General features: G+C 70.0%; 13 protein-coding genes. 5 read left to right on the top strand and 8 right to left on the bottom strand.

Going from position 1 to position 14,048, the window contains the following annotated elements:
* Positions 1-777 (top strand): tRNA pseudouridine(38-40) synthase TruA, encoded by a 777-nt coding sequence (gene truA, locus FWJ24_RS08470; protein ID WP_150287383.1) that lies wholly within the window; start codon positions 1-3, stop codon positions 775-777.
* On the opposite strand, the gene argB is transcribed toward truA, so the two are convergent.
* The 7 genes from argB to rpmH form a co-directional block, all read right to left on the bottom strand.
* A complete protein-coding gene (gene argB, locus FWJ24_RS08475; RefSeq protein ID WP_150287384.1) occupies positions 767-1,663 on the bottom strand; it encodes an acetylglutamate kinase in 897 nt (298 codons plus the stop codon). The genes truA and argB overlap by 11 nt on opposite strands.
* 81 nt (positions 1,664-1,744) lie before the next feature.
* On the bottom strand, positions 1,745-2,101 hold the full coding sequence (locus tag FWJ24_RS08480) for a DUF423 domain-containing protein (RefSeq protein ID WP_150287385.1): 357 nt from the start codon (positions 2,099-2,101) through the stop codon (positions 1,745-1,747).
* Positions 2,098-2,766: a ribosome biogenesis GTP-binding protein YihA/YsxC gene (gene yihA / locus FWJ24_RS08485; RefSeq protein WP_150287386.1), complete on the bottom strand. Its 669-nt coding sequence runs from the start codon at positions 2,764-2,766 to the stop codon at positions 2,098-2,100. The genes FWJ24_RS08480 and yihA overlap by 4 nt, the downstream gene beginning before the upstream one ends.
* A complete protein-coding gene (locus tag FWJ24_RS08490; RefSeq protein WP_150287387.1) occupies positions 2,763-3,395 on the bottom strand; it encodes a CatB-related O-acetyltransferase in 633 nt (210 codons plus the stop codon). Before FWJ24_RS08490 ends, yihA begins: the two co-directional genes overlap by 4 nt.
* 7 nt (positions 3,396-3,402) lie before the next feature.
* Complete coding sequence (gene yidC, locus FWJ24_RS08495; protein WP_150287388.1) at positions 3,403-5,244, bottom strand: membrane protein insertase YidC; 1,842 nt, start codon at positions 5,242-5,244, stop codon at positions 3,403-3,405.
* A 194-nt stretch (positions 5,245-5,438) separates the two neighbouring features.
* Positions 5,439-5,882, bottom strand: a complete 444-nt coding sequence (gene rnpA / locus FWJ24_RS08500; protein ID WP_150287389.1) for a ribonuclease P protein component — start codon at positions 5,880-5,882, stop codon at positions 5,439-5,441.
* A 40-nt stretch (positions 5,883-5,922) separates the two neighbouring features.
* A complete protein-coding gene (rpmH, locus tag FWJ24_RS08505; RefSeq protein WP_150287390.1) occupies positions 5,923-6,057 on the bottom strand; it encodes a 50S ribosomal protein L34 in 135 nt (44 codons plus the stop codon).
* 203 nt (positions 6,058-6,260) lie between these two features.
* Here rpmH and FWJ24_RS08510 point away from each other — a divergent pair, with 203 nt between their 5' ends.
* Positions 6,261-7,523: an FAD-dependent oxidoreductase gene (locus FWJ24_RS08510; protein WP_150287391.1), complete on the top strand. Its 1,263-nt coding sequence runs from the start codon at positions 6,261-6,263 to the stop codon at positions 7,521-7,523.
* A complete protein-coding gene (locus tag FWJ24_RS08515) occupies positions 7,520-8,914 on the top strand; it encodes a sensor histidine kinase (protein ID WP_150287392.1) in 1,395 nt (464 codons plus the stop codon). Before FWJ24_RS08510 ends, FWJ24_RS08515 begins: the two co-directional genes overlap by 4 nt.
* A 31-nt stretch (positions 8,915-8,945) precedes the next feature.
* Here the strand turns inward: FWJ24_RS08515 and FWJ24_RS08520 are convergent, their stop codons facing one another.
* Positions 8,946-10,379 carry a M23 family metallopeptidase gene (locus FWJ24_RS08520; RefSeq protein WP_150287393.1) on the bottom strand — a complete coding sequence of 478 codons (1,434 nt, stop codon included), beginning with the start codon at positions 10,377-10,379 and terminating at the stop codon, positions 8,946-8,948.
* A 254-nt stretch (positions 10,380-10,633) separates the two neighbouring features.
* Here FWJ24_RS08520 and FWJ24_RS08525 point away from each other — a divergent pair, with 254 nt between their 5' ends.
* The gene (locus FWJ24_RS08525) at positions 10,634-13,270 is read left to right on the top strand and encodes a caspase family protein (RefSeq protein ID WP_166443638.1); all 2,637 of its coding nucleotides are present in this window, start codon (positions 10,634-10,636) and stop codon (positions 13,268-13,270) included.
* Between the two features lie 43 nt (positions 13,271-13,313).
* Positions 13,314-13,982, top strand: a complete 669-nt coding sequence (locus FWJ24_RS08530; RefSeq protein ID WP_166443639.1) for a tail fiber domain-containing protein — start codon at positions 13,314-13,316, stop codon at positions 13,980-13,982.
* Positions 13,983-14,048 lie beyond the last annotated feature (66 nt).

Raw genomic sequence — 14,048 nt, forward strand, 5'->3', positions numbered from 1 at the left:
ATGGCCGAGACCTTCCGCTTCCGGCTCGATATCGAGTATTTCGGCGCGCCCTATCGCGGCTGGCAGAGCCAGGCCGGCGGCCGGACCGTGCAGGATGCGATCGAGGCGGCACTTGCCCGGCTCGGCGAGGGTGGGCGGCGGCTGCAATGCGCGGGCCGCACCGATGCCGGGGTGCATGCGCTCGGCCAGGTGGCGCATGTCGACCTCGCGAAGGCTTGGCCGGCCGACACGCTGCGCGACGCGCTCAACGCGCATCTCGCGCAGGCCGGCGAGAGCGTCACGATCCGCGATGCCGGGCGCGCGCCGCCGGGCTTCGATGCGCGGCTCTCCGCGATCCGGCGGCATTACCGCTACCGCATCCTCAACCGCCGCGCTCCCCCGGCACTGGACAGGGAGCGCGTCTGGCATGTCGCGCGGCCGCTCGACGCGGAGGCGATGGGCGCGGCAGCGCGGACGATTCTCGGCAGGCACGATTTCACCACCTTCCGCGCCGCCTCCTGCCAGGCGAAAAGCCCGATCCGCACGCTGGAGCGGCTCGAAGTGACGCGGAACGGCGCGGAGATCTGGGTGGAGGCGAGCGCCCGCTCGTTCCTGCACCACCAGGTGCGGTCGATGGTCGGCTCGCTCGCCAGGGTGGGGCACGGCGTCTGGCCGGTCGCGGCGATGCGCGCCGCGCTCGACGCGCGCGACCGCGCGCGCTGCGGCCCGGTCGCGCCGCCGGACGGGCTCTATTTCATGGCGGTGGACTATCCCGAAAGCCGCACCCTCACGCCGTGATCAGCGTGCCGGCGCCGTGCTCGGTCAGCAATTCGAGCAGCACCGCATGTGGCACCTTGCCGTCGAGGATCACCACGCCCTCGACGCCCTGCTCGATCGCGTAGATGCAGGTCTCGATCTTGGGGATCATGCCGCCGGTCACGGTACCGTCGGCGATCAGGCGCCGGCATTGCTCAACCGTGAGCTGCGGAATGAGCGTCTTGTCCTTGTCGAGCACGCCGGGCACGTCGGTCAGAAGGAGGAGCCGCTTGGCGCGCATTGCGCCGGCGATGGCGCCGGCGAAGGTATCGGCGTTGACATTGTAGGTCTGCCCATCCTCGCCGATGGCGACCGGCGCGAGGACCGGGATCAGCTCCGCCCTCAGCACCGCGTCGAGCACCGTGCGATCGACCTTGTGCGGATCGCCGACGAAGCCGAGATCGAGTTCGCGTTCGATGTTGGAATCGGGGTCGCGCACGGTGCGCAGCATCTTGCGTGCGGTGACCATGCCGCCATCCTTGCCGCAGAGCCCGATCGCCCGGCCGCCCTCGGCCGAGATCCAGCCGACGATCTGCTTGTTGATCGCGCCGGCGAGCACCATCTCGACGATTTCAACCGTCGCGGCATCGGTGACGCGCATGCCGCCCTGGAACTCGCTCTTGATGCCGAGCTTGTCGAGCATCCGCCCGATCTGCGGGCCGCCGCCATGCACGACGATCGGCTTCACGCCCTGCAATTCGAGCAGCACCACGTCCTCGGCGAAATCCTCGGCCGCGGCGCGATCGCCCATCGCGTGGCCGCCATATTTGATGACGACCACTTCCTGATCATAGCGCTGCATGAAGGGCAGCGCCTCGGCGATCACTTCTGCACGGATATGGACATCGGGGAGCTTCTTGTCGGACATGGCGGGATTCCTGCGGCGGGCGAGGTTTTCTAGCGGAGATCGCCCCGGATTCTCAATCGCCGGCGCGAGAATATTTGCCGCTCAGCCGCGATGCCGGATCGCCGAGACGATGATCCCGGCCCAGCCGAGCATCATCGTGCCGCCGCCGAGCGGCGCGGCGCCGGTGAACAGGCCATGGCCCAGCGTCGCGCGCAGCGCGAGATCGCCGCAGAACAGCGCAAGGCCCATGGCAAGCAGCGTCGTCACCGTCACCGATTGCGACAAGCAGCGCCCCTCCCGCCCCTGCAAGGCGGCCAGCGCGAGAAAGACGGGCGCGTGGAAGAGCAGGAAATTCGCGGCGGTCGCGAGTTGAGGCCCGGCCGGGCCATGCGAGGCATAGGCGGAGGCGGCAACGCCGAGGAGACCTGAAACGCCGCCGAGAAGGATGATCGGGTTCATGCGAGGCTCCAAGCCGGCAAATGGCCGCGATCATGCAGCAGGCGCGCGATCGCGGCCCGGAGTTCCGCGATGCCCTCGCCCTTGCGGCTCGACGTGAGCAGGATATCGGGATGAGCGGCGGCCCGCTTCCGGAGCGCCGCCGCGACCTCGGCCCGTCGCCGTTCTGCCTCGGCGGGCGAAAGCTCGTCCGCCTTGGTCAGCACCAGCTGGAACGAGACCGCCGCCTGCGAGAGCGTGTCGAGGATCGGCTCATCGGTCTTCTTGATGCCGTGCCGGGCATCGATCAGCAGAAAGACGCGCCCGAGTTCGACGCGGCCGCGCAGATAATCGTGGATCAGCCCGGTCCAGGCCGAGACCTTCTCCTTGCCGACCGCCGCATAGCCGTAGCCCGGCATGTCGACGATCGAGAGCACGCCGGCAACATCGAAGAAGTTCAGCTCCTGCGTCCGCCCCGGCGTGTGCGAGGTGCGGGCCAGGGCGTTGCGCCCGGTGAGCGCGTTGATGAGCGACGATTTCCCGACATTCGAGCGGCCCGCGAAGGCGACTTCCAGCCCGCGCGGCGGCGGCAGGTTGTCCTTGCGCGCCGCCGCCCAGTAGAATTCCGCCTCGCGCGCGAAAAGGCGCCGCCCGGCTTCGGTGAAATCGATTGTGGCGGCTTCGCTCATTCCGCGTTCTCCAGCGCGTCGATATCCGCCGCCCGCAGCAGCGCGGCATGGCGCATGATCTTCTCCACCGGCCAATCCCACCAGCGGATCGCGAGAAGCCGCGCGATCTCACCCGCCGAGAAGCGCAGACGCGTCACCCGCGCCGGATTGCCGACGACGATCGCATAGGGCGGAACAGCGCGGGAGACGACCGCATGCGCGCCGATGATGGCGCCGTCGCCGATCGTCACGCCGGGCAGGATCACCGCTTCGCGCCCGATCCAGACATCGTTGCCGATGACGGTATCCCCGCGCGGCGGATCTCCGTCGAGATCAGGGGCCTCGCCGGGCACGAATCCCATGGCGGCGAAGGGAAAGGTCGAGATCCCGCGCATCGGATGGTTGGCGCCGTTCATGAGGAACTGCGCCCCTTGCGCAATGGCGCAGAACTTGCCGATGATCAGCCGGTCCCCGACAAAGTCGAAATGATAGCGCACGCAGCGCGCGACGAAATGTTCCGGCCCGCGGCTGTCGTCGTAATAGCTGAAATCCCCGATCTCGATGCGTGGATCATCCACGATCGCCCTGAGATAGGCCGTGCCGCGCCAGCCGGGAATCGGCTGGCGGGAGAGGGGGTCGGGCAGCGGCATCGGGCGATCAGGCCCTCCTGAACATGGCCCGGATATTGTCCCAGAGTTCGACCTTGGTGCCCATGCGCTTCATGATCGCGTATTGCTGGAGCACCGAAAGCGTGTTGTTCCAGGCCCAATAGATCACGAGGCCGGCCGGGAAGGTCGCCAGCATGAAGGTGAAGACGAGCGGCATCCAGCCGAACACCGCCTTCTGCACCGCATCGGTCGGCTCCGGGTTCATCTTCATCTGCACCCACATCGTGATGCCCATGATGATCGGCCAGACGCCGAGATGCAGGAACGGCCCGAGGACGGGAACCTGCGTCGGATCGAAGGGCAGGAGACCGAACAGGTTGAAGATCGTCGTCGGATCAGGCGCGGCGAGATCGCGGATCCAGCCGAAGAACGGCGCGTGACGCATCTCGATCGTGACGAACAGAACCTTGTAGAGCGCGAAGAATACCGGGATCTGGATCAGGACCGGCAGGCAGCCGGCAAGCGGGTTGATCTTCTCCCGCTTGTAAAGCTCCATCATCGCCTGCTGCTGCTTCATCTTGTCGTCCGCATAGCGGTCCCGGATGGCGAGCATCTCCGGCTGCACGGCCTTCATCTTGGCCATGCTGGCATAGGACTTGTTGGCGAGCGGAAAGAAGGCGAGCTTGATCAGCACCGTTACGATCAGGATCACGATGCCGAAATTGCCGACGAGCTTGTAGACCCAGTCGATGAGGTAGAACATCGGCTTGGTGATGAAATAGAACCAGCCCCAATCGATCATCAGGTCGAAATTCTTGACGCCGAGGCTCTCGCCATACCCGTTGATGGCGCTCACCTCCTTGGCGCCGGCGAAGAGCCGCATCACGGCCTCGGCCGCGGCGCCGGGGGCCACGCTCACCGGCTCGGCGATCGCGGCAGCCTCGTAGACGGGCCGGTCGCCCGTCGCGGCGAAAGCGGCCGAGAACGGCTTCTGCTGCGGCGGCAGCAAGGCGGCCGCCCAGTATTTCTCGGTGATGCCAAGCCAGCCGCCGTCGCTTTTCGGGAAGGTCTGCGATTTCGCCTTGCGGAGCGAATCGAAGCTCGGCTCCTGGAGCTTGTCGGCGACATAGCCGACCGGCCCCTCGTGCAGGATGAAGAACCCGAGCGTGGTCGGCGTGCCGTGGCGCGACACCCGGCCGTAATTCGAGAGCGCAACCGGCATGGCGCCGGCATTGCGCACCGAATCGGTGATCGTGAACAGGAACCGGTCATCGACCTCGATCCTGCGGGTGAACATCAGCCCCTGGCCGTTGTCCCAGCTCAGCGTCACCGGATTGCCGGGCCTGAGCACCTCGCCGCTTGCCTGCCACGGGGTGTCCGGGCCCGGCACGACCAAATTCTGGCCGGCAGCCGGAACCCATCCGAAATCCGCAAAATAGGCATTGGGCGCCCCGATCGGGGCGAAAAGCACGATATTGGGGCTCGATGCCTCCACCGTCTCGCGATAGCGGACCAGCGCGAGATCGTCGATGCGGCCGCCGATCAGCGAGATCGAGCCGGTGACCGAGGGCGTCTCGATGCGGATGCGCGGGCTGCGCTGGAGCGCGACCTCGCGGCTGACGAAGGTGCCGCCGGGCAGCGCCCCGCCGATGCCGGGCTGCTGCGCGGGAGCACCGGGAATTCCGGGCGCGGCAGGCGCAACAGCACCGGGCACAACCGGCGCGCCGGGAACGGCTGGCGCGGCAGGTTGGGCGGGATTCGCCGCCGTCTGCTGCGTGGCCTGGCGCTGCTGCTGGAGCTGCGGGACGCCGTAGAAATAGTTCCAGCCCACCATGACGGCCACGGAGAGGGCAATCGCCAGCAGCAGGTTCCTGTTGTCCTCGGACTTCATGCCAAGCCTTTTCCAGTGGGAGGGGTGATGTCGCCGGACCGGCCCGCCACGCGCGGCAGGCGGCGCGCGCGCCCCGCGCATGCCCGTCTCGGCCGGAGCGGAACGGCGCGCGCCGAGCGGCCGTCGACCGGTCTTCCCTCGAAAACGGTCCGGCGCCTTCTATGCCGAGTTGGGGCGGCTTGCCAAGCTTTGCGTCAGCCTCGCGGCGATTTTCCGGGTTTTCCGGGGCGCAGCTGCGCGAGCGCCGCCGCCGCGCGGACCATATCCTCGACGAGGGCCGCGAAGGGACGGTCGATCGCCGGCCGCCGCGCGATCAGCACCAGTTGCATTGCCCCACCGCACAGGCGGGGCGCGGCGGCACGTACCGCCGCGCGCAGACGCCGACGGATGCGGTTGCGCTCCACCGCGTGGCCGATCTTCTTCGTAACCGTGAAGCCGAAGCGCAGCGGCGCGCCGTCCGGCGGCGGTTCCGGGCTGAGCAGCAGGGTGAAACCCGGCGTCGAGACGCGGCGGCCAGCCTGCGCCGCCCGGAAGGCGGCGCGCTTCTTGATGGTCTCGAGACGAAAAACGGGCAGGGAAGCTTCTGCCCTGCCCGCGCCTTCTCCGGTTGTGCCGCTGTCCGTGATGGCCCCCGTCATGGCCCGGCCCCGCCCGGCATGCCCGGCCGCAGCCGACGGCTCAGGCCGAGAGCTTCTTGCGCCCGCGGTTGCGCCGGGCCGCGATCACCTTCCGGCCACCCTTGGTGGCCATGCGGGCGCGAAAGCCATGGCGGCGCTTGCGGACGAGCTTGCTCGGCTGATAGGTGCGCTTCATCGGACTGCTCTTTCACGAGTGCCGGCGGCGGAACAAAAGAAATGCGCCCGAAGGCGCCCTTCATCCCGGCCGCACCGGCTCTTCAAAACCAGACGGCGCTTGAACATCAGCCGGGGACAAATGTCAATGCCGAAACGCGGAGACGCGGCGGAGATTGCCAAAGGTCCGCCATCGGCTAAGGTCCGCCGCCAGACGGGGGTTGCATGACGCGCTTGCTTCAGGCCGAAACCGAAATCCGTCCCGATCTCTGCGTGATCGGGCTCGACGCGGCCGGTTTCGAACTCGCCTTCGCCGCGCAGGCGCTCGGCGTGCCGGTGGCGCTGGCGACGGCGTGTGCCACCCCCTTCGCTCCGCCGCCCGGGCAGCCGGATCCGCTGCGCCGGCTCGCCGCGCTCGGCGCGCGAATCATCGAGGGCGCGGTCCGCTTCGCAGGGCCGGACCGGCTCGAAACACCGGACGGCTTGGTGCGGGCGCGGCGCTTCGTCATCGCCACCGGAGCGGAACCGGCCCTGCCGCCGGTGCCGGGACTCGAGGCGGTGCCCGCGCATGATCCGGCCGCGGCGGCCGGAACCCAGCTCGCGGTGTTCGGCGCCGGGGCGCATGGGGTCGCGACCGCGCAGGCGGCCCGGCGGGCGGGTGCGCGCGTGACGCTGCTCGCCACGGCCGGCTTCCTTCCCGGCTGGGATCCCGACGGCGCCGCCCTGGTGCGGACCCTGCTTGAACGCGAGGGCGTGGCGATCCGCGAGGGCGGCAGCCTGGAGGGCGCAAGCCTGGTCACCGGTGAGGACGGCGCGCGCCGCCTCGTCTTCCCGGACGGTGCCGGGCCGGTCACGCTGAGCCATGCCGCCTTCGATTGCGGCCTGGTTCCCCGCCTCGCCGCGCTCGCCCCCGACAGGGCGGGGATCGCGATGCGCGATGGCGCGCCGCTGCTCGATTCCCGGCTGCGGACCCGCAACCGCCGGATCCATGTCGCGGGCGCCGCGACCGGCCGTGCCGAGGCCGCCGAGCAGGCGCGGGCGGAAGCGGCGGCCCTGCTCGCATCGCTGGTGTTCCGCCGTCCGGGGCGTATCGATCCCGCCGCCCTGCCGCGCCGTGTCGCGACGCGGCCGGCACTGGTCGAATTCGGCGCCGGCGAAGCGGGGCTCGCGCCGGGCGCACGCGCCGGCCTGCGCTTCCTGCGCGTGCCGGTCGCAACCGCTTCGGGGCCGGGCTTCATCAAGGCGATCGCCACGCCGAAGGGCGCGATCCGCGGCGCAGCCATCCTCGCCGACGAGGCGGAGGCGCTCGCGGCGCCGCTCCTTCTCGCGGCACGGTCCGGCACGCCCCTGCCGGCCCTGGCCGAACTCGCCCTGCCCGCGCCCGGCGCCGCCGCGGCCTTGCAGGCGCTCGGCGCGCTGTTCATGCGGGAGCGATTGCAGCGCCCCGGCATGGCGCGCCTCATCCGGCTGCTGCGGTGGCTCGGATGACGGCGCAGCGGCTGGCGCCGGGGCTGTCGTCGAAGCTGCTCGCGCTCACGATCCTGTTCGTTCTGCTCGCGGCGGTGCTGATCTATGTTCCCTCGATCGCGAGCTATCGCAATGCCTGGCTGACGGAGCGGATCGCGCAGGCCCGGACCGCCGCGCTGATCCTCGAACGGACGCCGGCGGACACGCTGCCCCCGGCGCTCATGGAAGACATGCTCTCGGGCATGGGCACGAGCATGATCGCGCTGCGATCCGGCAATGCGCGACGCCTCCTCGCCATCTCGGCCATGCCGCCGATGGTCGATTTCGAGATCGATCTCCGTCTGCGCGACATGCCGCGCGCGATCGCCTCCACCTTCGACATCCTGTTCTTCGGCGCCGCGCGTGCCATCCGGGTGGTAGGGCCGGCGCCGGGGGGCGGTGAATTCGTCGAGATCGTCATTCCCGAACAGCCGCTGCGCAAGGCGCTGATCCGCTTCTCGCGCAACATCCTCGTCCTGGCACTGCTGCTGTCCGGAATGACGGCATTGCTGGTGTTCGCGGCGCTCGACGGGCTGATCGTCCGGCCGGTGAAGCGGCTCGCGCAGGCCGTCACCGCCTTCCGCGCCGACCCCGCGAATGCCCGGTCGCTGATCCGGCCAACGCCGCGCGGCGATGAGATCGGCACGCTCGAACGCGCGCTCTCGGAGATGCAGGCCGCGCTCCAGCAGGAATTGCGCCAACGCGAGCGGCTCGCCAATCTCGGGCTCGCGGTCGCGAAGATCAACCACGACCTGCGCAACATGCTGGCCACGGCGCAGCTTGTCGCCGACCGGATCGGCGCGGTGCGCGACCCCAATGTGCAGCGCTTCGTGCCGCGCCTGCTCGACGCCCTCGACCGCGCGATCGCCTTCTGCCAGTCGACACTCGGCTACGGCCGGGCCGAGGAACAGCCGCCCGAGATCCGGCCGGTCGATCTCGCGGGGCTGGTCGAGGAGACCGCCGCGCTGCTCATGCTCGCGGCGGAAGGCCGGCCCGCCTTACGCGCCGCGATTCCGCCAGGCGTCACGGTTGCGGCTGATCCCGGCCATCTCGGCCGGGTGCTGACCAATCTCCTGCGCAACGCCGTTACCGCGCTTCGGGACGGCGAGACAGCGCGCGAGGCCGTGATCACGATCACGGCGCGCGTGGCGGGAGACCTTGTCGTCCTCGAGATCCGCGATACCGGCCCCGGCATTCCCGAGCGCATCCGCGGGCGGCTGTTCCAGGCCTTCTCCGGCACCGCCCAGGCCGGCGGAACCGGCCTCGGCCTCGCGATCGCGGCGGAACTCGTGCGCGGCATGGGCGGGGACATCGCGCTCGCCGAGACCGGACCCGCCGGCACCGCCTTCCATGTGACGCTGCCGCGCGGCTGAGGCGCCTGGTCCAAACAGGCACGGCGCCGCGCTAGCCGCGCCGGGCCGGGCGCTGCGGCGGCAGCGGCGCCGCCACCGCGACGCCGAGCTGCGCGCCGACCCGCATCAGCCGCATCGGATCATTCGGAACATTGTTGAGCCGGGTCTCATAATGAAGGTGCGGCCCGGTCGAACGGCCAGTCGAGCCGGCCTTGCCGACCATCTGCCCCGCCGCAATCGGCTGGCCGGGCGAGACATGGATCTCCGAGAGATGCGCATAGCGCGTGACGAGGCCGTTGCCGTGGTCGATCTGCACGAGATTGCCGTAGCCGCCGGCCTCGCCGGCGCTCAGCACGACGCCCGCCCCGGTGGAAAAGATCGGCGTGCCGGTGGCGGCGGCGAAATCCTGGCCGGCATGGAAGCGGGTCGTGCCGAGGAACGGATCGCTGCGGGCGCCGAACCGGCTCGAGATCCGGTTCTCCGCCGTCACGGGCTGGCGGATGGGCAGCCCGTTGACCACCGGCGCGAGACGGCGGATCTCGGTGGCGCTGCGGCGCAGGTTCGAGAGCGCGATGCCGAACGGGCTCGCATCCTCCGCCGCCGGCCTGGCGACCTTCGACACCGCGCGCAGCGCCTGGATCCGCTTGGGATCGACGATGTCAGACAATTCGCGCCCCGCCGCCTCCGCCGCCTGGCGCAGCAACGCGAGGCGGAATTCTGCTGCCTCGCTCAGCGTCTTCATGCTCGTGATCTGGTTCGCTTCCAGCGTCTGGGCGCGGACGAGCAGCGACATCGCGATCTCGAGCGATTTCTCGGCCTCGAGGACCGGAACCCGCGCCGCGCGGCGCTCGCCGAGCGCATCGCTCCCGGCATCGCCGCGCCGTTCGGAGGCCGGGTCGCTGCGCAGTTCGGCATCCGGATCGAGTTCGAAATCCTCGGGATCGTCCGGCTCCATGCCGAGCGCCGAGCGGGTGCGTTCGAGCCCGGCGCCCTGGCGGCGCGGCGGCGCCGGCACCTTGGCCGCGACCCCCTGGAGCGCCGCGATCGGCGCGCCGCCGATCTGCTCGGCGACCCGCACCAGCGCCGATTGCCGGGATTCGATCTGCCCCTGGCGGCGGACCAGTTCGATGAGCCGCGCCTCGATCCCCGTCTGCTGGTTGGCGATCTTCTCCAGCCGGTCGAGATCGCGCTGGGCGCGCTCGTATTCGGCCTGGCTCGCGGCGAGCAGGCGGCGGAATTCCGCACCCTGCTGCTCGTAATAATCCTGCAGCTCGAACGCGCGGCCGATGGCCGAGGTCGCAAGGCGGTTGCCGGAGAGCAGGAGATAGGTCGCGCCGCCCGCCCAGATTCCGACCAGCACCAGCACGAAGCCGAGCACCAGGGTGAGGCCGCCGGGCGCCACGCGACGCGGCGCGGCAGCCGCGGCGGCGCGCGCGGCCGGTTTCAGGATCGTCCTGCGGGTCTCTGCGGCTTTCCGAACTGGCATGCTCGCCTCGTCGCCATTCCAAGGTCGTCCTGGTCTCGCTCCCATGGCGCCCGTCCCGAAGGATGAGCGTCACGGTGCTGACAAATATCGTGAAGCACGGCCGGGCTTTGTGCAGGGTCGCACAGAGCATCCCCCCGAAACACGGCAAAAGCAAATTGACACATCGACAGTCGAGCGTCACCCTGCGCCCGTCCTTCGACAAGGATACACGGCGCGCCGTGTGCCGCGCCACGCTTGCGTTGACGAGGACAGACATGCCCGAGCTTGCCCCCCTGATCGGCCGAATCCTGACGCGCGTGACGCGCCGCCTCCGGCTCGCCGTCCCGGCCCTCATGATCGTGGCGGCAATATCGCTGCCGGCCATGGCCGCCGAACCCCGTCAGAAGCGCGTCGCCCTGGTGATCGGCAATGCGCAATATGGCAGCCTGCCGAAGCTCAAGAACCCGGCCAACGACATGCGCGAGGTGGCGAACACCCTTCGGGCAGCACAATTCGAGGTGTTCGAGGGCCAGGATCTCACCCGGATCGATTTCGAGGAACTGCTGAAGAGCTTCCTGCGCTCGGTCGAGAACGCAGATGTCAGCCTCGTCTATTATTCGGGTCACGGGATCCAGATTGCGGGGAAGAACTATCTCGTTCCCGTCGATGCCCGGTTGGCGACGCCCTACGACGTCGAGATCGAATCCGTGAACGTCGACAACATCTACGGCTATCTGCGCGAGAATTCGAAGATGCAGCTCATCTTCCTCGACGCCTGCCGCGACAACCCGTTCCGGGCCGAGCAATACTGGATCGCCGACCGACTGGAGAAGGCGCCGAAGATCGCCGGGCTCGCCGCGCCGACCAATCTCGGAACCCCGTCGCGCCGGGGCATCGGCATGGGCAGCCTGTTCGCCTTCTCCACCGAGCCGGACAAGGTGGCCTATGACGGCACGGGCGAACTCAGCCATTACACCCAGGCCTTCGTGAAGCGCGCGCTGATCCCCAATACCGAAGTCCGCCAGATGCTGACCCAGGTCCGGCGCGACGTGATCACCTCGACCGACGGCCGGCAGGTGCCGTGGGAGAATTCCTCGCTGCTGACGGATTTCTTCATGGTCCGGCTGCCCTCGGCACCGGTCTCGCAGCCGATCCACCGCGCGACCGTCCTCGCCGGCACGCCCGGCCCGCTCGACGTGCCGGCTCCGGTGAGCCCCGCGGGCTCGCCGCTGACGATCACGTTCGACACCATGCCGCAGAAGGGGCGGCTGCTGCTCGCCGGGCAGCCGATCGGCCCGGCGCGGGCGCTGAAGGTCGCCGATCTGGCGCGGCTCGCCTATGATCCGGCCGAGGCTCCGCCGGGCCATGTCGAATTGCTGACCTACACGGTCACGGATGCCTGGAAGCAGGCCGCGCAGGGCGCGGTGGCGGTGGCGGTCGGCGATGGCGGGCTTGTCGCGCGCTCCTCGGGTGCTGCCGCGCCGGCGGCGCGGGCGCCGCGGCATCCGGAAGCGCATGCCTATCTCACCGGGCTCGCGCGGCTGACGCCGCGCCCGCCGGTCGGGGTCGGGGGCGCCTCGCTCGATCTGCCGGCAGCGCGGCTCGAACAGGCCGGCGCGCTCAGCGTCACCTTCACCGCCGTGCCGCCGACCGGCGCGCTCTATGCCCAGGGCAAGCGGATCGAGGCCGGCACCGCGCTGCCGCTCGCCGAACTGGCGGGCCTCAGCTACGAGCCGAAGATCGGCACCGAGGACAGCGCCTTCGTGGCGCGGCTGGCGCTCGACACCGGCGACCGCACGACCGAGGCGCGGCTCGCGATCAGCCCCGCGCTCCACCCATGCGACAGCGAGACGGCGGAACCGTTCGACCTCCAGGGCGTCGCGCGGAAGGGGCGGCTGCCGAACGAAATCAACGCGCCCGCCGCCCTGCGCGCCTGCACGCAGGCGGTGGAGCGGTTCCCGACCGTCGCCCGTTTCCGCTACCAGCTCGGCCGCGCCAAATTCGCCGCGCGCGATATCGAGGGCGGCTGGCGCGAGACCGAAACCGCGGCGGCGATGGGGCATACCCGCGCGCTCTACCAGCTCGGCTATCTCCACCGCCTCGGGATCGGCCGCCCCGCCGCGCCGGAGAAGGCGGTCGAGTATTTCCGCCAGGGTGCCGAGCGCGGCGATCCCTACGGCATCTACGATTACGGCAAGGCGCAGTTCTATGGCCGCGGCACCGCCAAGGACGTGTCGGGCGGGCTGCGGATGATGCTGCGCGCCGCCGATATGGGCCATACCTACGCGATGAACGAGCTCGGCTATATCTTCCTCGAGGGAATCGAGGTGCAGAAGGACACCGAACGCGGGCTGCGCTTCTACCGGGCCGGCGCCGCGCGGCAGGACATCTATTCGATGAACAATCTCGGGCTCGCCCATCTCGCCGGCAACGGCGTGCCGCGCGATCCCCGGATCGCGGCGGATTATTTCCGCAAGGCCGCCGAGGGCGGGCAGCCCTATGCGCCCACCAATCTCGGCCGCCTCTACCGCGACGGCGCCGGTGTCCCGCGCAATCTGGATCAGGCCGCGACGCTGTTCGCGCGCGGCGCCGAGCGCGGCGATTACTGGGGCGCGCTCGACCGGGCGCGGCTCGCGATGGACGGGCCGGGCAAGCTGCGCAGCCTCACCGATGCCGGCTATTTCCTCGCGCTCGCCGCGGCGATCAACCGGCCCGGCGCCGGCGATCCCGAGAACCGCGCCCGGCGGATGCTCGCGGACTTGCCGGCGGCCGAGAAGCAGAAGGTCGCCCAGCGCCTCGCGCGCGAACTCGGCCCGCAGGCGCTCGCCGGCGCCGATTCATCCGACGACAGGCTGATCGCGCTCGCGCGGGAGGCCTGGGAGAAGCGCAATCCGCGGATCGACCTCTTCTGAGGGGAGATCCTCACCCAGCCATGAACCTGAAACGGGGGCCAAGATGACACCGACCACCGGATGCCTGCTCAAATCTCTCGCGCTGGCCGCTCTGGCCGGAACCATGCTGGCCGGCTGCCAGGACCCCAATGCGAGCTATGTCTACAACCCCCGCACCGGCGCCTATCAGCGCATCGCGACCCCGTCGCGGGCGGCAGCGAACCCCAATTCCGATGCGGCAATCCGCTCCCGCGCGCCCTATCGCCTGGAGGAGTTCCAGCCCCAGCCCCGGCGCGCCGCGCCGCGGGCGGCGGGAACCGGCCAGGCGGCCGCGCCTCCCGCGCGGGCGACCGGAACCGCCGCCAATGATGGCGGCGGCGGGGATAGCGGCGGCGGTGGCGGCGGCTCCGGTGGTGGTGGCGGCTCCGGTGGTGGTGGCGGCTCCGGTGGTGGTGGTGGTGGTGGCGGCGGCTGGTCGGACATCCGCCTGAAGCACAACATCGAGCGCGTCGGCACGACGGCGCAGGGGCTCGGCCTCTATGCCTTCGATTATGTCTGGGGCGGGCCGCGTCAGGTCGGTGTGATGGCGCAGGAGGTGCTCGAGCACGATCCGGAGGCGGTGATCCTCACCGGAAGCGGCTATTACAAGGTCGATTACGCGCGGCTCGGGCTCGAGATGAAGAGCTTCGCCGACTGGAGCGCCTCGCGGGCCGCCGGGCACGCGGCCCATTGAGCGAACCATCCGGGCGGGTATGCGCACCCGTCCGGAGGCTATCCGCCCTCAGGAACCATCCCGATC

The sequence above is a fragment of the Rhabdaerophilum calidifontis genome (assembly GCF_008641065.1).
Classification (GTDB): Bacteria; Pseudomonadota; Alphaproteobacteria; order Rhizobiales; family Beijerinckiaceae; genus Rhabdaerophilum; species Rhabdaerophilum calidifontis.